Below are 19,490 nucleotides of genomic sequence, written 5' to 3'. Positions count from 1 at the left end.
CATTTTTTAAATCACTACTATTCTATTCCATAAACCTTTTTTATATTTTCTGAGTGAATTTTATATGCATCATCCTCGCTTATCAAACCTTTTTTAATAAATTCCAGTGTTCTGCGAGGGACGGTTTTTGGCCCTAAAACTGCGCCTGGACGGCTGGCATCATCTAAATAATCAGTTTCCATTAAAAAATAATTACTTTTTTTTATACCTTTACTAACCACGTCTCTTGTAGCAATAAGAGATGGTGTAAGGCCATGGTTTTCTATTTCATCAGTATAGGGGCCTGAGAAGTGTTTAATTAATTTGTATCTTTTAAGGCCAGCTTTATCTGCCATTAAGGCAAATTCCTTAAATTGGGGTTCTTGCGAGGTTTCTGTGTGTAATTGTACTGGACAACCGGCATCCCTGGCCAGTTTCATGGTGTAAATCATTATTTCATTCTGCAAATCCCATTCTTCAGGGGATACTTCATAATGTGGTCTGCCGATTTCACCTATAGCCACGGCTTCTCCTTCTAAAACCAGTTTTTGCGCATAATCCAGGCCTTTTTTAACCATGTCTCTGGCGGTATTAATATTTTTACCACTCTCAAGTAACCTGGAAAGCTCAGCAGGGTGCAAACCAACCACGGCATAGGCTTCAACTTCACTCTCTGTATTGATTTTTTTAACATAATCTAAAACAAGGTGCATTGCTTTTTGAAAATTGAAGGGTTCTCCAAATGTCCAGGATGGTTTGTTAGGAATTATCATTCTTTTTCCTCCTGAACGGTGGAATGTTTGAGCAATCTTCAAAGGCCCTTCTCCATTATAGGGATCTACGTGTATGTGATTATCAGTAATGGGGATATCCATAATATCAACCTGAAAACAATTTCTTAAATAATATATTGATTTGTATTTATTTAAAATGGTTTGATTATTTAGATTTTAATATAAGAAATCTTATGGATTTTTTAATATTTCTAATTTATTGATAAGACTTTGAATTAGATTTAAAAGGAATAAATCATATTATAATTAAAATAAAAAAAGATTAAATTAATGCATTCTTTAAAAAATAATCTTATATGGATCTTTTTTCGTGTTTTTCCTGACTGCATGGGCTTATATTTGCAATTGATGAAGTATCATTAAGTTTTTCCACATATCCCATTTTTTCTAAAACTGCTTTTGTATCTACTTTAGTCTTGAAACAACCGTCTCTAGATAAAGGAACACCTTGAGGTGAGAATTTAGATAGTTTCATCATAGCTATATTTAGGTCTTGGTAACAGGCCACACCTAGCACGGCTTTAAAGTTGTTTTGTTCTATAATTTTTTTAAGGAACGTGGATCCGGGTATAATAAATACTTTATATCCTTTATTTTCTGCTTTTTCTTTTAAAAATCCAATAACACATTTGTTGCAGTGTGTACAAATCAAACCTGAAGATTCTAGTTTTGCTTCGCATTCAGGATGCCTTAAACAGTGAGGTAAAACCAGAAGTCTATCTTCGCCATCTATGGACTCATAGCTTTTCTTATTCACTTTGTTACGTACTTCCACACCCATATGGTCGACCAGTTGTTCATCAAAACCCATGCTTTCTGAAAATTTTTTAAATGGGCCGTAAAATAGGTCAATGGTAAAAAGCATGACTTTTGGAAAGATTAATTTATCCTGTTTAATAAGGACTTTACCTAAAACAAGGCTTATTAAAAGCAATGCAAGTACAATTACTCCTGCTAAAAATACCATTTGTCCAAATATTTGATAAAATTCGCTGAACATTTAATCCCTTTAATTTTTAATAGTTTGTTGATAAATAATTTTTAAGAATATTAATCAAAAAAATAGCTAAACATAATTATAATCAGTATTATTTATTCATTGTATCTGGCATTATATAAACTTGATGATGGGATCACTTTTTCTCAGATGATTAATACTAATATTTAGTTTATTAAACAAAGAAGTAACAATAATTTTGTGAAATTAATAAATCAGGGATTCTTCTTTGTCATCCTTCTTTTTAAATTCTTCTAATATTTTAAAGGCCATTTTTTGGACATGCGGATCTTTATCTAATAATGCCTTTGACACTTCATCTATAGAATTAATTCCCTCAATATGGGCAAGTGCTTCTAAAGCAGTGCACCGGACCGACCAGTTTTTATCCTGGATGGCTTTTGTAATTTTTTCTTTCACTTCGCTCTGACGATAGTCTGCTAAATTTCCCAGAGCCTGAGCTGCAACAGCCCTAACACCCCAATTATCATCTTCAAGAGCATTTAAAAGGTATTTGATGCAGTTTTCCGTCCCAATTTGACCCAGTGCCCGGGCTGCTTCCTTTCGGGCATATTCATCTTTACTTTTTAAGGTTTGAACAAGTTCCTTAAAATCATGATCCAGACGCATATGGTCTATTTTTGATCCAGAAACATTAGTCATATTTGGTTTCACCCGAGATTTATTTACGCAGGAATTTATTTTCAATCCAATTTTTACTTTCTCTCTTTTTTTTAAATATAATCTATTAAATTATAATCTTGGAATCTAAACATTTTCTATCTTTAATTTTTCAACGTTGCCTTCAATTAGAACTCCATCATCTGTCGCGGTCAATTTAACACCGGATAAATCTTCACAGGAACAGAGAATATCTTGCTCTGGATGGGTCCCAGGTATAATATTACAATCTAATCTAATCTCGGGACCCACTGCAACCACCATTTTAAGGCGCTGGGATGTGGGATGGTCGTCATCAAGTACTATTATAGGCGAACCAATTTCTCGCAATAGGTAAGCCATGCTTTTAATACCCTTTTCGATAATCTCCCCTTCTCCAAATGCAGATATAACTAGTAAATCTTCTTTTTCTAGGTATACCACAACCTCATCATCGTCAGGAGTCCCTATAAATACCATTCTAGGTGCACCGGATTTTACAATACCCAGGGTCCCTGATTTTCCTAATAAAAATAAAATTTGTGTGGAGTCTATTGGGAGCATTCCACGTTGTCGGATTGGCATGAGGGACATATTACTCGTTTACCTATTCCTTTAAACTCATTTCCACAATCTAAGCATTTACAACGTTTAGTTTTTAATTTTTTCATTTTAATGTCCGCCATGGGACCACCCACAGTACACATAATATCACCAGATTTGCCTATGTATTTGTTATTATTTATTTTTTTTTATCTTATTTTATGCGTTTTTTGAGTATATTTTATATTATTATAGAGGAACTAATTATAAAAATAAAAATAGAATATTAAATAATAAAAAATGTTTTATCCATTATTTTTTTATCTTAAAACTGTTATAACTAAATAAATCCAAGTCATAATAATATATATTCTAGAAAATTACAAAAAAGACAGCCATATAGATATGAGAAAATTGGGATATGCCCTATATTTACTATTACGGTGAATTGGTGAGACAATTGAAAAATCTTATTTTTCCATTTACAGCTATTGTAGGTCAAGAAGACGTTAAAAAAGCCCTTATATTAAATGCAATTAACCCCGGTATTGGTGGGGTATTAATAAAAGGGGACAAAGGAACTGGTAAAACCACCTCTGTGAGGGCGCTAGCAGATTTATTGCCCTTGATATCAGTAGTTAAGGGATGTTCATTTAACTGTGATCCCAATAATAAGGATTCTCTCTGTGAAATCTGCCAATCTCGTGACATGGAAATTGAAGAGCAGAAAATGAGAGTAGTAGAACTTCCATTAGGATCTACTGAAGATCGTGTGGTGGGATCTATTGATATTCAGAAAGCATTAAAAGAAGGTGTGAAAGCATTAGAGCCGGGTATTCTCGCTGAGGCCAATAGAAACATCCTTTATGTGGATGAAATTAATTTACTGGATGATCATCTGGTTGATGTTCTTTTAGATGCTGCTGCATATGGGGTTAATAATGTGGAGCGTGAGGGGATTTCCATATCACACCCATCCGAATTTATATTAGTGGGAACCATGAACCCTGCTGAAGGAGAACTAAGACCTCAACTTTCAGATCGGATTGGTTTACATATCATAGTTCATAGTATACATGATATAACTCATAGAGTGGCGATTATGCAGAGAAGGGAACAATTTGAAAAAGACCCTGAGTCCTTTAAAAAATCATTTGAAAAAGATCAACAAGAGCTGTTGGATAAAATTATTCAGGCCCGAAAAATAATAGGTGAAATACAAATTGACAATCATTCACTGGAATTAATAGCCAGAATATGCGTGGAAGCCGGGGTTGATGGCCATAGGGCGGATATTGCTATCTTGAAAACTTCTAAAGCCATAGCTGCTTATCAAGGCCGAATGAAGGTAACTGAGGACGACTTAAAAGAAGCTATTACTCTTGTTTTAGGAGATAGGATGCCTGGTAACTTTTATGATCCTGATAGAGTCCAGAAACAAATTGAAAAAGCAAAAAGTGACATGGAAAAGGAAACTCAAGAAGAAAATGATTCGGATCAAGGGCCTGAAGATGAAGATAATTCAGATAAAACACCTCAAACTTTGGATGAAGATTCTGAAGAAGAAAAAGGAGATGAAAATAATCAACCATCTGAAAATCCGGACAATCAAAATCAAAATGAAAACTCTAATAATGATACTTCACAAGAAGAAGTTACTCTTGAAATAAATATGCAGGAATATGATGAAAAAGAGGATGAAGATCAAAAGGAATCTCAGGGAAAATTAAAGGGACAATCCTTAGATAATGATAAATTTAGAGACGATGAAATTGAAGCCGATGAAGAGGAGGTTGATATAAAAAAATTGCTTAAAATGAAAGGAAAGAAGAAGGAGAGGCTTTATGGTAAAAGAGTATCATCTAAAACTGAAAAGGGTAAATATGTGAAAAGTAAGATGGCATCCCCTAAACCTGGGGATATAGCGATAGATGCTACTTTGCGTGCTGCAGCTTTAAGATCGCGTGGGGAAATAAAGGTTGAAAGTGATGATCTAAGGGAAAAAATTAGAAAACATGGGGCTAGAGCTTCAATAGCCCTAGTAGTTGATATAAGTGGATCCATGTTTTCTGAGAGAAAGGCCCACAAAATAAAGGGAATATTAAACCAGATAATGAAAGACGCAGATCGCCACAAAGATAAAATAAGTGTAATTGGATTTAAAGGTAAGGATGCAGAAGTAATCATCCCTACAACTAAAAGGGCCATTTCATTCCAACAGAAAGTGGATCAAATCAGGGTCGGTGGAACCACACCAATGTCTTCCGGCCTAAAAAAAGGTTTAGCTATATTAAAAAATGAAAAAAAAAGCAATGAATTCATTCCGATGCTGGTTTTACTCACTGATGGGATGCCTAATGTGGGAATTGATGGGAGCCCTAGTAAGGAAGTAATGGAGATCGCTTTAGAATTAAATGAAAATGAGATTCACACTGTAGTTGTTAATTTTGAAAAATCAGTTTCATTTGGCCGTAATTTTAACATGGAAATAGCAATGGCTTCTGGGGGTCGTTACTATGAATTAGAAGAGCTTAAAAATCCAGGTAAGGTTATGGGCAAAATTTTAGATTATGAAAGGGGTTTATTTTAATTCTAATTCTAAATACTTATTATCTATTTTCCATATAATAAGAGAATCAATTATATGACTTCTTTCAGATAGTTGATGCATTTTCCTTGTGGTTGAGATTCAGGATCTGCATTAAGTTTATATGTAAATTCTTTTTCAGTGATTTTTTCCAGCAAGCTAACCAGAATAAATGATCGCAAACATACTTGGGGCGTTATTTCTTTTTTTAAGAAATCATTACAAGCCTCTGCTCTACATCCCGCAATGGAAATAGATAGCACTCCTTTATCATAACTGGCACTGACGGTATCTTCTTTAAAAAAACCCACATTTTCCAAACATCTTATTATGGATTTCATTATTTCTAATAGATCCTCATCTTGTGGTGAAGTTTGTATATCACACGTAATTTTTAAATGATTTACCAGATAATCTGCAGCATTCCATCCAACTCTCCGTGTGTAAACTATATTATTACCTAACAATTCGTTGCTGGTTTTTCCAATACCATAAAGCCAGCTACTCATGAGAAGATAATATAATTCTTCTAAATCTATTTTGGCATTATTGTCCTGCATTTTCAATCTCCTTTTAAAAATCCTGAATAATTTGCACGGTTTCTGATATTATTTCATATTAAGACCTCAGGAATTACTTTCCGTTATTTAAAAAATAGTCTATTTTCATTTAGTTATGAGTTTGTAAAATTAGATGCAAAATATATGTATTTACATATTGTTCATAATTTTATTGACTCGTGATGCAATAGATTCCATTTCAAAAAGGATAAGGCCTAATTGTGCATCAGGTTCAGTTAAAGCGTTTAAAATAGCTTTTTGTCCTGCAGGAATCAATACAATAGTTCCTTTATCTGTTTTAACTGAAATTTGACTAACTATTCCTGTGGTCATCTGGTTGGATGCAGCTTCTGCTGCCCCCATAATGGTAGAACATAAGGCTGAGAATATGCGGGCATCCACATCTGGGGGCGTTCTGGAATTTATTAACAGCCCTTCTTTTGAAACAATTCCACTTGCTTTTATTTGTCCCACTTGCATAAGGCTGCTAAGTGCATCATCAAGTTCTTCTTTTTTAGTTTTACCCATTTATTCCCCGCCATTTATTATTAATATTATATTAAAATATCTCTATTTTCTGTCTGATTAATATTTTACAATTCATGAACCTTAAATTTTTATAACTTTGATTAATGGAAAGTAGAAGGTAAGGTCTCAACTTTAATTATGATATGGATTGAGTTTAAAATTTGACTCGTAAATAATCAATGTACTTTATAATAACTTCTTATAAAATTGCTTTAATAATAAAATCTTCTAAATAAGACTGAAATGTGATTATTACATATAACTAGTAATTTCAGTACTTCTAATCATTTCTCCTTACTTATTATTTGATACTTGTATTTTATATATGTTACTTCATTTATTACTTAAATAATTTATAAAAAGGAGGGTGCCTCTAAAAATAAAAAAATATCAATATTTTTTTACTAAAAAATTTTAAAATCTAAACTTTTTATTTTAAAGTGATTATTATTTCTTCAAAATAGGGTCTGGCTTGAGTCCCATTTCTTGGAAAATCATTATTATTATCCGGTATATAGTTTATGCAGTAATATTTGTTATTTTTCAAACCAAATCACTGGGGGTGGTTTAACGTTGCATCTGCAGATTGTACAAATTTATATTTTTTCATGTTAATAGTTTAAATCTAACTATAATAATAGTAAGATAATGGGCGATATATTTTATAAGTAAAAAAGGATTAATGTTAATGTTAATAGTGAATACCCTCTTAAAAGAGAACATATATCTAACTATTAATTATATTCTATACTCTAATTATGGATGTTAAAAATAGTAAAAGACTCATATTACTAGTGATACAATGAAAGTAACGGTCTATCATGCTGAAGAGTGCGATCGTAAAAAATGCACCACTTTTAAAATGGCAAAAAAGGGAAAGTTTAAAATAGTATATCATCTTAACCAGATACCTAGAGGCGCAATTCTTTTAAATCCTTTTGCTAAAAAATCTGTATCTCGTGAAGACCGAGAAATAGTAAATAAAAGAGGAGTAAGTGCTTTGGACTGTTCTTGGAAGAAAGTAAAAGGCTCTTCTGTGATGTTTAAAACTTCTAAATACCATAGATCCCTTCCATTTCTAGTTGCAGCTAATCCAACTAATTATGGTAAGCCTTGTATTTTATCTACTGCTGAGGCAATTGCAGCAACCTTTTATATAGTTGGATTGAGAGATATAGCAGAAGATATTATGTCCCATTTCAAGTGGGGACCTCATTTTCTAACCCTCAATGAAGAGTTGTTAGAAGCTTATTCCCGCGCTTCCAATAGTGCGGATGTTGTTAATGTTCAAAACGAATTTATAGGAGGACAATAAATGGCTAGATTTGAAGAAGCAGAAAAACGATTATTCAATATCAAAATATGCTTAAAATGTAATGCTCGAAACCCACCAAGCGCTAAAGCGTGCCGAAAGTGCGGGTACAAAGGTTTGAGATATAAAGCAAAAGAACCGAGAGGTTAATTGTATTATCTATAATGAATAAAAGGAGTATCCGCTCCCTTTAACTCATTATCAATTTTTTATATCATATTATTTATTGTAATTATTTGTATTAATTTTTCAGGGTATAAAAATGAAAGTTGAAGCTTATTTTAATGATATTCTAAAAGAACGCAAGATTCACTTGACCCTACTCGATCCTCAAGAGCAAACACCGCAGGACGCTGTTGAAATTGCAAAAGCTGCAGTGGCTGGAGGATCAGACGGTATTATGTTAGGAGGTTCCACAACTGATGCTTCTGAGCTGGATGCAACAGCTAAAGCCCTACAAGAAAACATTGATGTGCCCATAGTTCTTTTCCCAGGCAATACCAATGGTGTAAGCAAATATGCAGATGCTATTTTTTTCATGAGTCTTTTAAATTCCGCTAATCCTTATTGGATTATTGGAGCACAGGCATTGGGTGCACTGACAGTTAAAAAAGCAGGTATTGAAACCATACCTATGGGATATGTTGTGGTTGAACCAGGAGGCACAGTAGGATGGGTGGGAGATGCCAAATTGATTCCCCGCCAAAAACCAGACATTGCCGCGGCCTATGCTATGGCTGCAGAATTCATGGGAATGAGGCTTTTTTATTTGGAAGCCGGATCTGGAGCAGATCAGCACGTGGATCCTAAAATGATTGGAGCAGTTAAGAAATTTACCAACCATCTGGTAATTGTGGGTGGAGGAATACGCTCTGGTCAGGATGCCATGGAAGTAGCTGCTGCTGGTGCAGATATTATTGTAACTGGTACTGTGGTTGAAGACAGTGATGACGTTGAAGAAAAAATTAAAGAGATTGTAAGTGGAATTCTAAGTATATAAACCTTAAATTCCATCTTTCTTAACTTTTTTATTTTTGAATATTTTTTTTTAAATGTTAATTGAATGCAGGTTCTTTTTTCTGTTCTGTTTTAATTTTTATACTATCAAAGACAGAACTATTAATAACTAATTGATTATTAGGGCTGTAGTTTTGGTGTATTTATGCAGAATGAAAAAGTGGCTAAAATATTAAATAGGATAGCTGATTTCATGGAAATGAAAGGTGACGTCTATCGAATGAAAGCATATCGAAATGCAGCACATTCGGTAGAAACACTATCAAAAGACATTGAAGATATTGCTTTCCATGACCAGCTAAAAGATCTTCCAGGTATTGGTACTGCCATTGCAGCTAAAATAACGGAAATTATAGAAACAGGGTCTCTTCAATATTTTGAAAAACTAAAAAAAGAGTATCCTGTTGACTTTGATGCATTAATGGCCGTAGAAGGATTAGGCCCAAAAACTATTAAACTATTTTATGAAGAACTGGGAATTAAAAATCTGGATGATCTAGAACGCTATGCCAAACGTCATCATTTAAGGCGGCTTAAAGGAATGGGTGATAAAAAAGAACGTAAAATTTTGGATAGTATTGAATTCGCCCGGAAACATTCCTCTCGAAAACTTTTAGGATATATAATGCCTCTTGCAGAGTCATTGAAGAAACAGATTGAAGAAACAGGCCTTGCAGAACAGGTAGAAATAGCGGGTTCTATAAGAAGACGCAAAGAAAGTGTTGGAGATATTGATATTCTGGTTATAAGTGAAAAAACTGCACAGATAATGGATTTTTTTATTTCTATGGGTGAAGTAGCGGAAATAGTGATTAATGGTCCTTTAAAATCCACGGTAAGATTAAAATCAGGGATTGAATGTGATTTAAGGGTATTTGGAAGAGAAGTTTTTGGTGCGGCTTTAATGTATTTCACAGGTTCTAAAGAACTCAATGTAGAACTTCGTAAACTTTCCATATCAAAGGGACTGAAATTAAGTGAATACGGATTATTTGAGGGTAAAGAGAGAGTGGCAGGTCAAAGTGAAAAAGAAATATTCAATTATTTGGGATTGGAATATATCGCACCAGAAATGCGTGAAAATAGGGGAGAGGTCGAAGCAGCAATTAATGGTAGGTTGCCTGATTTAATATCCTATTCTGATATTAATGGGGATCTAGAAACCCATTCAAATTGGAGTGATGGTAAAAATACTATAGGGGAGATGGGCAGGGCAGCTTATAAAATGGGTTATGAGTACATGGCCATAACCGACCATACTGGCACTGATAGAATTGCTGGGGGTCTTGGAGAGGATGAATTAATAAAGCAGATGAGGATGATAGATGATTTAAATGATGAATTTGAAAATTTTACTATTTTAAAGGGCCTGGAAGTTAATATAGATTTCAATGGAAACTTGGATATTAGCAATGATATTTTAAAGGATATGGATATAGTGGTGGGCAGTGTTCACTCTGGTAAGGGCCTGGATGTTTTTGGTATAAGCCAGCGTATATTAAAAGCAATGGAAAATGAATATGTTAATATAATTGCCCACCCCACTGGTCGCAAGATTCAGGAAGAAAAAGAATATGATTTAAATCTTGATAAAATATTTGAAACATCTGCTGGTACTGACACATTTTTAGAAATCAATTCACACCCTAATAGACTTGATTTAAGGGATATCTACATAAAAAAAGCAGTTGATTTTGGATGTAAACTGGTTATAAATAGTGATGCTCATTCTATTAATGATTTAGGGCGTATTGATTTGGGAGTTGCCACAGCGCGCAGAGGCTGGGCAGAAAAAAAGGATGTAATCAATACTATGAATTTAAAGAAACTGCAAAAATTGTTATCTGTTTAATGTGGGTTATACAAACAGAAAATCTATTGTTTAATTTTAGGTTTAAGGGCGGGTAAAATAGTGTGCAATGCAAAAACTAAAACCAGAGGAATAAAAATCCATACATGTATATTGAAAGATAAACCTTTACTTAAAATCCCTGCCGTAATAAATTCCATGGTGCGGTGATAATTTATTCCCAGACCACTGATTATCATTACTATCATAAGCACGTAGAGAATATAAGCAACGCTTTTTTTAAGTTTAAATATACTTTTTGGATCTAGTTCTATCATGTTATCTTTAAATTTAATAATTTATCCAGTAAAACTTTCATTTAAATTACCTGAATTGGAAAAACCTCTACTTTCCCAATACCCTTTATAATTAGTATCATTCGATAGCTCAATTTTATTTATCCATTTTATCCATTTATATCCCCATTTACTTTCTGCTACCAATTGGAAAGGAAATCCTCGCTCTGGAAGTAGAGTTGCATTATTCATTTTATATGCCAATAAAATATTGTTATCGTGGATATAATTTAATGGAAAAGATGTGGAATAACCATCCACGGCATAAAATATTACTGTATTAGCATTAGGTGAGGGATCTGTTTCATTAATTAAATCTTTAACCAAAACACCTCTCCACAATATTGTGGCAGACCATCCTTCAACACAATTCAAGGTAACCACTTTTTCATAATTTTTATGTTGAATAATTTGGTTATAAGTGAAATTTTTTGGATTTTTAACCATTCCCGTAATTTGCAAAGTATAATTAGAAATGGTTACATTTTGAGGCCCCTTAATAGAATTTTCCCTAAAATCATTAACTGAAGAAAGTTTTTGACCATCATATTCTTTTACTTGAACAGAATCAAGGGTAGTAACATTTGGATTTATTAAAGCGTTCACTGAGAAAAATAATACCAGTCCTATGAGCAGCAAAATAGAAAATAGCGCCGTCTTATACATTCAATCCCTCTGGGATTATAGTTTATTAAAGCTGATTTATAATTTTTCAGCGCATGATTATACTATAATCTTTCATGAATCATTCATATAACAACTCGTTAGATTACATTCTCTTTAAAAAACTATTTAGATTTTTCTAAGGTGGAATAGTTACAACCCTATTTTTTTAAGTTGAAAAGGAAATAGTAAACCTAAATTAGTATATTATCTAAATAATTATTATAATTCTTATAGTGGAGGTCTTTTAATGGTTACAAGTGATGAAATTAAACAAAAATTAGAAGAAAAAAGAAGGCAAAAAAAAGGAATGAGTTCTCAACCAGTTAGCACTCCTTCAAATAAACGGCCACCTATTCAAAAAAAACGACCGCCTATTCAAAAGTCAACTTTCTCAGAGAGAGAAGTTGTTGAAAAGGTACCAGAAGAAGTTCAAGTGGAAGTTTCCGAAGAAGAAATCAAGTATTGTTCCAGCTGTGATGTGGAATATACTGGGGATACCAATTTCTGTCCTGACTGTGGATCTAAATTAGAAATTTACGAACCTCCTGTTGAGGAAACCATTAGTGAAGAATTTATTGAAGAACCCACTGGTCAAACAGAATCCACACCTTTCGGGCATGCTCCTGATATTATGGTGGTTAGTTCTAATTATGTCCCAGGATATAAGGCAGTTAAAACATTAGGATTTGTATATGGGTTAACTGTTAGAAGTAGAGGTTTAGGGGGACAAATTGGGGCAGGAATCCGATCTGCTTTTGGTGGAGAAATCAAAGAATATGTTAAAATGATGGAACATGCTAGAGAAGAAGCATTAAATCGTATGGTTGATCATGCACGTTCAATGGGAGCTAATGCCATTATAAGCAGCCGATTTGATTCAGATGAGATTTCAGATATCATGCAAGAAATTTTAGCTTACGGTACCGCTGTAATTATTGAGGAAGATGCAAAAGAATAGCTTTTTAATTATTCTTAAGCGGTGCGATGGTTCACCCTAATCTTTTCTTTTTATTTATTTTAATTTTTAGTAGAAATGTATATGAAAACTATTTATATGTAATGTCATAATCATCATATAGGAATATTTTTATCAAATGTTTTTAGGTAAATATGATTAAATGGGTGTATTAATGTTAGAATCATTACTGGAATTGGCTCTTGTAAAGAGAGATAACTTGAGGGATAAACTGGAAGAATTGTATGCTAGTGCTCCTGATACTTCCCAAAAGTGGGTGGAACATACTTTTAATGAAAATAAAGAGGATTTAATACTTTCAGCAGGAGACGGAAGTATCCATAAAAAAAAGTTTTTGAGCTTTGTTTTTTATGTCATCAGCGCAGAAACTTTAATCTATAAAAATAAATTAGAAACCATAGAAAACTCCAATATAGATATAATGCCTCATCATCGATTTGTCGAGGATCGTTTAAGGAATCATATGAGCCTTTTCGAATTAAAAAATGCTCTAAAATCATTAAAAGACCATAAAGTTGATTATTATTTATTTGATGGTTCAATACTTGGGAATTTAATAAGACCCATCCCTATGGATAGGGAACTTTCAGCAGAGATTAAAGATCAGATAAGATCTCGATATCTTAATTCGCTGGAAGGTGAACTTAACCTGGAACAGGTAGATATTTCATCTAATAAATTTGAAGACCATATCGCAGAGAAGTTTAATAACAAAACAGAAGCAATGGTTTATCTGGAGAGTCTAGAAAATCTTTTGGTTATAAGCAAACTGCTTAAATATGATAAAAAAATCGTGGGGATATCAAAAACCTCAACTAGCAATGAGCTATTTGAATTGGACATACCAGATATGGCACTTTTTGATCGTAACCATAGAAAACAGGGTTATTCCCTACCTAAAACACAAGAAGTATCCAAAAAAGTTAAACATGATTTTCCAGTGGAAAATGATTTTTTTAGAGGTTTGACATTCACCACATTTTATGCCCGTTTGGAGGACAATAAAAATCTTCTTAAATTTGAACTGCCCTATAAGGCAGAGGAAGAAGAAATAGAAAACTTATTAAATATTATTAAAACTAACTGCACAGAAGGATATCCATATCTTCTAAAAAAAGCCCATAACGACGTAGTTATTAAAAAAAGAGACATGTTACATTTACTGAGAATAATGGGATTAGATAATGAAATCACAGGGAGGGAATCAGTTGAATGACGTAATTGGGAGATGCGTGGGGGAGACTTCTCTAATTGAAGTCAACTTCATATCCAAAAAAATGCCTAAAGTAGGAGAATACGTTTCTCTAAAATACGATGGTAAAAATGTTTTAGGGATGATAGAATCACTGGTAAGGGGTAGCGTATCCATCAATGATGAAATATTTGACCCTAAAACCATAGAAAAGATTAAAGAAATTGAGGGTGATGATCATTACATCAAAGGATCTGTCCGCATATTAGGTGATATTGAAGATAATCTCCGTATACCCCGCACTCCAGCCCCTCCTGGAACAGAAATAATCCCTGCTGCAGAAAAAGACCTGCAGAAAATATTCCAAAAACAGAATAGTTTAAGCCTAGGTACTTTAATCAGCCAGGAAAATGTGGAAGTAAAAGTTGATCTGGAGAAAATGTTCTCCAGGCATATGGCCATTCTGGCCATGACCGGAGCGGGAAAATCAAATACCGTTGCCATTGTAGTAGACGGCATATTGGAATACAATGGATGTGTGGTAATATTTGACATGCACTCGGAATATAATATTAATTTCAATAATGGTGCTTCAAAAGTAATAAATCCTGAAATTAATCCTTTATATATGTCTTTTTCGGAGATGAAGAGATTAGCCCGTATCAGTGAAAGCGCCTATATTCAGGAAAGATATTTTTACGAATCATATAAAATAGCATCAATAGAAATGCGAAACGGGGATTCTAAAAACAAAGGATTTATACGGACAATGAGGGAAATTTTGGAAGGCTGGGAAAGTGGGAAAACGGATTTCCGTGGACAAAATGTGGAAGGAACCACTCAGATTGTAGATGTCATAAATAAAATAGGTGATCTAGAAAGACGATACCATTCTATCATAAATACCAGTGCTGGGAATATTTTGAGTAAATTGGAAATGGGCAAAGCTAATATTATTGACTTGGGATCTGTTGACGAATCAGCTGCAGAGGTTATAGTCAGTCACATTCTTAGAAACGCTCTTCAAAATAATAAAAAATGGTTAAAAGGTGGAGATATAGATGAACTCCCCCTAAAACACCCTGTGTTCTTTGTCTTAGAAGAGGCCCATATTTTAGCTCCTAATAATCGCTCCACTAAATCGAAATTATGGATAAGTAGAATTGCCCGTGAGGGAAGAAAGTTTGGATTGGGGCTATGTCTGGTTAGCCAGAGCCCAAAATCAATTGACCCAGATTCACTTTCTCAGGCCAATAATATGATTATTTTAAGACTGGTTGAACCCAAAGACCAGAGACATGTTCAATCTGCCAGTGAAAGCTTAAGCGAAGACTTGGTAACACAGTTACCCTCTTTGAATATTGGGGAAGCAGTGGTTTTGGGGTTAATGACCAAAGTTCCTGCTCTTGTTAAAATCCACGAACACAAGAACAAAGAATTCGGTCAGGATTTAGCAGTAATTAAAATGTGGAAAAAATCAAGAGAGGACGTAAAAAAGAAATTTGAATCTGAGAAAAAAGAACTTTTTGATATGGGGGGAGATTATTAAATGCAATTTGCGCATCTAGCAGATACTCACCTTGGTTACAGACAGTATGGTCTATTTGAGAGAGAAAAAGATTTTTACAATATATTTACGGATATTGTGGAAAAAATTATTGAAATACGACCAGACTTCGTAATCCATTCGGGGGATTTGTTTGAATTTTCAAGACCCCCTACAAACGCCCTTTTAACAGCTCAAAAAGGACTTTTAACATTAAAAGAAGCCGAAATCCCTGTTTATGCTATTGCAGGAAATCATGATATTATAATGCGTAAAAACGCCATACCTCCACATGTCCTATTTAAAGAACTTGGATTAAAAGTAATAAGTCCAAATAACCCTTATTTTGTAGAAAAAGACGTTTTTATAGGTGGATTGCCATATATGCCTAAACACCAGTCCACATATCTAACTGAAAGCTTAAAAAACCTGGAATCTCTCTCTAGAGGTTATGATAAACGATTAATTGTCTTACATCAAGGTATAGATAAATACCTGCCCTACGAATATGAACTGGAATTGGCTAACCTACCCGAATCATTTAATTATTATGCATTGGGACATATCCACAGTAGAATCACCGATGATTTTGGTGAAGGAAAGCTGGTCTACCCGGGTTCAACTGAGATCTGGAAATTTGATGAGTTGGGAAATTATTTAAAAAATGGAAAAGGGTTTTCTCTGGTTGATTTAGGAGCGGATTTACCTGATGTTCAATATGTTAATATGGAACTACCACGTGAATTTATTAAAACCAATATGGAGTTTTTTAAACTTGAAGAAGAAATAGCAAAACTCAAAGAACATATTTTAACATTGAAAGAAAAACCACTTCTTTCAATTACAGTTGAAGGGGGTAATTTCAGCCGTTTAGAAGTATTTGAAGAGTTGCATGATGCATTTTCAGAAATATGTTTGAGTTTAAGACCCAACTTCAAATCCAGTGACGTCATGGAAAAAACGGAACTCAGCGGAAGCGCATTAAATCCCAAAAAATTGATTGAAGAACGTTTAAATGAATTTGAAAACAATAAGGTCACAGATTTAGCCATTTCCCTATTTGATTTAACATCAGAAGGTAACTTGGAGCAGGCAGAATCTGTATCTAAAAAATTCTATGGGGAATTTTATGATAATCAATAATCTTCGCATTGAAAACTTCAAATCTCACTCAAAAACTAGTATTGATTTTAATACAGGTATTTCTATTATTATGGGTGAAAATGGTGCAGGTAAATCCACCATATTGGAAGCTATAAGTTTTGCACTTTTTAAACAGCATTCCAGTAGGAGTCTTCAGAATCTGGTGCATTCCGGATCCACTAAAATGAAGGCACAGCTTGATTTTATGGTAAATAATAGATTATATCGCGTTATTAGGGAGAGAGGTAAAACTACTTCTCAGGCCAGTCTGTATTTAAAAGAAGGGGATAATTTCCATAAAATTGTTTCTGGTGATAAATTAGTTAATATGGAAATACAAAATATTCTGGAAATGGATGGAGATTTATTTTTAAATGCAGTTTATGTAAGACAGGGCGAAATAGCAGATCTCATTGAAAAAACTCAGTCAGAAAAAAAACAGTTAATAGGAAAACTTTTAGGCATTGAATCCCTGGAAAAGGCCTGGAAAAATATGGCCTCTTTAATCAAAGATTACGAAGCCCAAAAAGAAAATTTCAAAGGGCGATTAGAATCTATGGGTAATTTACAAGATAAAATTAAGGAAAATAATGTGAAAAAGAATAAAATTCAGGGGCAAATTGGGGATATTCAATCTAAAATTAAAGAAATCATCACGCAACTGGAAAAAATCAAAAAAGAAAAGGATGAGATGGATAATCAATATGTTATTTATAATCAGATTCAATCCGAAATTTCTATTAAAAAAGGCCTTTTAACCAGTGCTGAATCTCGTCAAATAGAACTTAAATCTGAAATTAATAAAATCATTGATCAGGAAAAACAGATGGAAAAAATAGAACCACAGTTGAATCGTTTGCCTGATTTAAATAGATTCAAAGATTTAATTTCAGATACTTATACATTGAAAAAGGATAAAAACAGAATTGAAGAATTAGTTACAAAAATTAAATCATTTGAAAGTATTTTATCAAATAATCAACCTTATTTTGAGGAGTATAAGGTTATACAGGATAAAATTCTTGATATTTCTAAAGAAAGATCTCATTTTGCTGGTGCTCATGATTTAATGGAAAGTAAAAAAAGCACTCAAAAAAATCTCCAGAAAAAGATTACCAAACTTAAATCTGAAATTGAATCTTCGTTTGATACTGCAAATAATGCATTAGATTCAGATTTCAATAAATGGGAGGATCTGGAAAAACACCTATTGAAAATAAAAAAAGCAGTTGATCTTAAAATCAAATCACTGGACCTTGAGATTACAGATATCCACCGGCAGATTTCCAGTTTAGAAGGTCTAAATCAGAGTATTAAAAAACCTTTAAAAGAATTGGAATCTGTAGAAGGCCAGTGCCCAGTGTGTAAATCTGATATTGATGAATCTAAAAAAAATGAATTATTAACAGGATATCTTGGAGAAATGGATGATAATACAGGGAAAATAAATAAATTAAAATTTTCACTGCAGGGAATGGAAAAAGAAAAAGAGATCATGGAATCTAAATCTAAAATAATTCAAGCAATAAATGTGGATGTTCTTAAAGAAAAATCTAAATTAATCGACTTATCCATTAAAGAATTAGATGAAATAGAAATGGAAATGGAAAAATTATCATCCAATGTTTCAAAATTAGAAGAGATAGATGCAAATTTAAGCTCAAAAAATAGCCGATTAAAAGAGATAACGGATCAATATAATCAATACATCAAAGCTCAAGGAGCATTAGATTCAGCTGAAGATTCTAAAATATTACAAGAATCTCTGAATAGTATTTTAAAACAAATTGATTTCAATAATAATGAAATATTAAAATTAAAATCCTCATCTGGTGTTCATTCGGAGGATATTCATAAAATTGAGGAAGAGATTAAACGAATCACTGAACTGAATAACCAGTACCAACAGATGAAGGGTTCAATTGACCAAAAAGAATCTAAAATCGAAACTCTTAAAAAAGTTGATTCTTCTATTAAAGAAAGTAAGAAGTGCATCGAAACATTCACCCAGTCTTTAGAAAATTTACCCTACAATGCAGAAATCCATCAAAAACTGATTAAATCTTTTGAAACCAAGAACCAGGAATTTTTAGAAGAAAACGGCAATGAAAAAGAATTAAATGGGATCCTTAAAGGCATTATAGAAAATATTAATCAATTTCAAGAAGAACTGGATAAATACCAGCAGTACAAAGCCGAACTTTCTTCCACTAATGATTTTATAAAGCTCTTGAATATATTCCGAGATCTTTATGGCAAAGACGGAATTCAAAAAGATCTGCGGAACATGTCCCGGCCTATTATTGAAGAGAACACTAGAGATTTCTTTGAAAAATTCAACTTTGATTATTCTGATATCACACTTGACGAAGATTACAATATCGATGTATATGGGCCACTGGGAAACACCAGTCTTGATATGATCAGTGGTGGAGAACGAATTGCTGTTGCATTAGCATTAAGATTAGGTATCACCCGGGCACTTTCTGGAGGCAATCTTGAGCTTATAATGCTGGATGAACCAACCATACATTTAGATAGTTACCGTCGCCAGGAACTTATTGAGATTTTAAAGAAAATGTCAATCATACCGCAGATGATAATTGTAACCCACGATTCAGACTTAGAGGAAGCAGCAGATAACATAATAAAAGTTCAAAAAGAAAAAGGAAATTCACAAATCTTTATTGAAACAGCTTAAAAACATTTATATTAAATTAATATTATTATTTTTTCTTATAACCTATTATTAAGTTTTTAATTTAATTTTAAATAGTTATGTCTGCTTTAGATAAGATATATAGGTGATACGGCTGCCTAAATTATTTCTAAATAAGCTTATTTT

19 protein-coding genes are annotated in these 19,490 nt (G+C 33.1%); 10 read left to right on the top strand and 9 right to left on the bottom strand.

The genetic code is table 11. The features are described 5' to 3' along the window. Positions 1–17: 17 nt before the first annotated feature. From MXE27_RS07160 to MXE27_RS07140, 5 genes are all read right to left on the bottom strand, one after another. A complete protein-coding gene (locus MXE27_RS07160) occupies positions 18–854 on the bottom strand; it encodes a TatD family hydrolase (RefSeq protein WP_248611731.1) in 837 nt (278 codons plus the stop codon). 211 nt (positions 855–1,065) lie between these two features. Next, on the bottom strand, positions 1,066–1,773 hold the full coding sequence (locus tag MXE27_RS07155; protein WP_248611730.1) for a DUF116 domain-containing protein: 708 nt from the start codon (positions 1,771–1,773) through the stop codon (positions 1,066–1,068). Between the two features lie 204 nt (positions 1,774–1,977). Next, positions 1,978–2,433: a HEAT repeat domain-containing protein gene (locus MXE27_RS07150; protein WP_248611729.1), complete on the bottom strand. Its 456-nt coding sequence runs from the start codon at positions 2,431–2,433 to the stop codon at positions 1,978–1,980. 105 nt (positions 2,434–2,538) lie between these two features. Beyond that, positions 2,539–3,015: a hypothetical protein gene (locus MXE27_RS07145; protein WP_248611728.1), complete on the bottom strand. Its 477-nt coding sequence runs from the start codon at positions 3,013–3,015 to the stop codon at positions 2,539–2,541. Then, the gene (locus MXE27_RS07140; RefSeq protein ID WP_248611727.1) at positions 2,982–3,137 is read right to left on the bottom strand and encodes a hydrogenase maturation nickel metallochaperone HypA; all 156 of its coding nucleotides are present in this window, start codon (positions 3,135–3,137) and stop codon (positions 2,982–2,984) included. Before MXE27_RS07140 ends, MXE27_RS07145 begins: the two co-directional genes overlap by 34 nt. 287 nt (positions 3,138–3,424) lie before the next feature. On the opposite strand from MXE27_RS07140, the gene MXE27_RS07135 reads away from it, so the two are divergent. Then, complete coding sequence (locus tag MXE27_RS07135) at positions 3,425–5,563, top strand: VWA domain-containing protein (RefSeq protein WP_248611726.1); 2,139 nt, start codon at positions 3,425–3,427, stop codon at positions 5,561–5,563. Positions 5,564–5,613: 50 nt separating this feature from the next. Here the strand turns inward: MXE27_RS07135 and MXE27_RS07130 are convergent, their stop codons facing one another. Together MXE27_RS07130 and MXE27_RS07125 are read right to left on the bottom strand one after the other, a co-directional pair. Then, complete coding sequence (locus MXE27_RS07130; RefSeq protein ID WP_248611725.1) at positions 5,614–6,120, bottom strand: hypothetical protein; 507 nt, start codon at positions 6,118–6,120, stop codon at positions 5,614–5,616. A 150-nt stretch (positions 6,121–6,270) separates the two neighbouring features. Further along, positions 6,271–6,648 carry a roadblock/LC7 domain-containing protein gene (locus MXE27_RS07125; RefSeq protein WP_248611724.1) on the bottom strand — a complete coding sequence of 126 codons (378 nt, stop codon included), beginning with the start codon at positions 6,646–6,648 and terminating at the stop codon, positions 6,271–6,273. A gap of 802 nt (positions 6,649–7,450) precedes the next feature. Here MXE27_RS07125 and MXE27_RS07120 point away from each other — a divergent pair. From MXE27_RS07120 to polX, 4 genes are all read left to right on the top strand, one after another. Then, positions 7,451–7,963 carry a DUF367 family protein gene (locus MXE27_RS07120; RefSeq protein ID WP_248611723.1) on the top strand — a complete coding sequence of 171 codons (513 nt, stop codon included), beginning with the start codon at positions 7,451–7,453 and terminating at the stop codon, positions 7,961–7,963. Continuing rightward, entirely contained in the window at positions 7,964–8,110 is a 147-nt protein-coding gene (locus MXE27_RS07115) for a 50S ribosomal protein L40e (RefSeq protein ID WP_248611722.1), read from the top strand. It begins immediately after the preceding gene. Positions 8,111–8,222: 112 nt separating this feature from the next. Beyond that, positions 8,223–8,960 (top strand): phosphoglycerol geranylgeranyltransferase, encoded by a 738-nt coding sequence (locus MXE27_RS07110; RefSeq protein WP_248611721.1) that lies wholly within the window; start codon positions 8,223–8,225, stop codon positions 8,958–8,960. 162 nt (positions 8,961–9,122) lie between these two features. Beyond that, positions 9,123–10,829, top strand: a complete 1,707-nt coding sequence (gene polX / locus MXE27_RS07105; protein ID WP_248611720.1) for a DNA polymerase/3'-5' exonuclease PolX — start codon at positions 9,123–9,125, stop codon at positions 10,827–10,829. Between the two features lie 23 nt (positions 10,830–10,852). On the opposite strand, the gene MXE27_RS07100 is transcribed toward polX, so the two are convergent. Both MXE27_RS07100 and MXE27_RS07095 read right to left on the bottom strand, forming a co-directional pair. Then, positions 10,853–11,104, bottom strand: coding sequence for a cytochrome b/b6 domain-containing protein (locus MXE27_RS07100; protein ID WP_248611719.1), 252 nt, complete (start codon positions 11,102–11,104; stop codon positions 10,853–10,855). 21 nt (positions 11,105–11,125) lie between these two features. Next, positions 11,126–11,788 (bottom strand): molybdopterin-dependent oxidoreductase, encoded by a 663-nt coding sequence (locus tag MXE27_RS07095; protein WP_248611718.1) that lies wholly within the window; start codon positions 11,786–11,788, stop codon positions 11,126–11,128. Between the two features lie 631 nt (positions 11,789–12,419). Between MXE27_RS07095 and MXE27_RS07090 the strand changes: the two genes are divergently transcribed. The 5 genes from MXE27_RS07090 to MXE27_RS07070 all read left to right on the top strand — a co-directional run bounded on the left by MXE27_RS07090 (position 12,420) and on the right by MXE27_RS07070 (position 19,346). After that, positions 12,420–12,746 (top strand): heavy metal-binding domain-containing protein, encoded by a 327-nt coding sequence (locus tag MXE27_RS07090; RefSeq protein ID WP_248611808.1) that lies wholly within the window; start codon positions 12,420–12,422, stop codon positions 12,744–12,746. A gap of 160 nt (positions 12,747–12,906) precedes the next feature. Further along, positions 12,907–13,980, top strand: a complete 1,074-nt coding sequence (locus MXE27_RS07085) for a DNA double-strand break repair nuclease NurA (RefSeq protein ID WP_248611717.1) — start codon at positions 12,907–12,909, stop codon at positions 13,978–13,980. Continuing rightward, complete coding sequence (locus MXE27_RS07080; RefSeq protein ID WP_248611716.1) at positions 13,949–15,505, top strand: helicase HerA-like domain-containing protein; 1,557 nt, start codon at positions 13,949–13,951, stop codon at positions 15,503–15,505. Before MXE27_RS07085 ends, MXE27_RS07080 begins: the two co-directional genes overlap by 32 nt. Beyond that, positions 15,506–16,645, top strand: a complete 1,140-nt coding sequence (locus MXE27_RS07075; RefSeq protein ID WP_248611715.1) for a metallophosphoesterase family protein — start codon at positions 15,506–15,508, stop codon at positions 16,643–16,645. Next, the gene (locus MXE27_RS07070; RefSeq protein ID WP_248611714.1) at positions 16,632–19,346 is read left to right on the top strand and encodes an AAA family ATPase; all 2,715 of its coding nucleotides are present in this window, start codon (positions 16,632–16,634) and stop codon (positions 19,344–19,346) included. The genes MXE27_RS07075 and MXE27_RS07070 overlap by 14 nt, the downstream gene beginning before the upstream one ends. Positions 19,347–19,490: the final 144 nt, after the last annotated feature.

The organism is Methanobacterium alcaliphilum (genome assembly GCF_023227715.1).
GTDB lineage: Archaea > Methanobacteriota > Methanobacteria > Methanobacteriales > Methanobacteriaceae > Methanobacterium_E > Methanobacterium_E alcaliphilum.
Note: the sequence above shows the minus strand (reverse complement) of the source record. Positions and strands in the feature narration are given on the sequence as shown.

Coding starts and splice junctions, on each gene's coding strand:
- MXE27_RS07115 (WP_248611722.1), top strand. CDS start 7,964: ATGGCTAGATTTGAAGAAGCAGAAAAACGATTATTCAATATCAAAATA.
- MXE27_RS07100 (WP_248611719.1), bottom strand. CDS start 11,104: ATGATAGAACTAGATCCAAAAAGTATATTTAAACTTAAAAAAAGCGTT.
- MXE27_RS07155 (WP_248611730.1), bottom strand. CDS start 1,773: ATGTTCAGCGAATTTTATCAAATATTTGGACAAATGGTATTTTTAGCA.
- MXE27_RS07080 (WP_248611716.1), top strand. CDS start 13,949: ATGAAATCACAGGGAGGGAATCAGTTGAATGACGTAATTGGGAGATGC.
- MXE27_RS07095 (WP_248611718.1), bottom strand. CDS start 11,788: ATGTATAAGACGGCGCTATTTTCTATTTTGCTGCTCATAGGACTGGTA.
- MXE27_RS07085 (WP_248611717.1), top strand. CDS start 12,907: ATGGGTGTATTAATGTTAGAATCATTACTGGAATTGGCTCTTGTAAAG.
- polX (WP_248611720.1), top strand. CDS start 9,123: ATGCAGAATGAAAAAGTGGCTAAAATATTAAATAGGATAGCTGATTTC.
- MXE27_RS07160 (WP_248611731.1), bottom strand. CDS start 854: ATGGATATCCCCATTACTGATAATCACATACACGTAGATCCCTATAAT.
- MXE27_RS07125 (WP_248611724.1), bottom strand. CDS start 6,648: ATGGGTAAAACTAAAAAAGAAGAACTTGATGATGCACTTAGCAGCCTT.
- MXE27_RS07150 (WP_248611729.1), bottom strand. CDS start 2,433: ATGACTAATGTTTCTGGATCAAAAATAGACCATATGCGTCTGGATCAT.
- MXE27_RS07075 (WP_248611715.1), top strand. CDS start 15,506: ATGCAATTTGCGCATCTAGCAGATACTCACCTTGGTTACAGACAGTAT.
- MXE27_RS07140 (WP_248611727.1), bottom strand. CDS start 3,137: ATGTGTACTGTGGGTGGTCCCATGGCGGACATTAAAATGAAAAAATTA.
- MXE27_RS07090 (WP_248611808.1), top strand. CDS start 12,420: ATGGTGGTTAGTTCTAATTATGTCCCAGGATATAAGGCAGTTAAAACA.
- MXE27_RS07070 (WP_248611714.1), top strand. CDS start 16,632: ATGATAATCAATAATCTTCGCATTGAAAACTTCAAATCTCACTCAAAA.
- MXE27_RS07145 (WP_248611728.1), bottom strand. CDS start 3,015: ATGCCAATCCGACAACGTGGAATGCTCCCAATAGACTCCACACAAATT.
- MXE27_RS07120 (WP_248611723.1), top strand. CDS start 7,451: ATGAAAGTAACGGTCTATCATGCTGAAGAGTGCGATCGTAAAAAATGC.
- MXE27_RS07110 (WP_248611721.1), top strand. CDS start 8,223: ATGAAAGTTGAAGCTTATTTTAATGATATTCTAAAAGAACGCAAGATT.
- MXE27_RS07130 (WP_248611725.1), bottom strand. CDS start 6,120: ATGCAGGACAATAATGCCAAAATAGATTTAGAAGAATTATATTATCTT.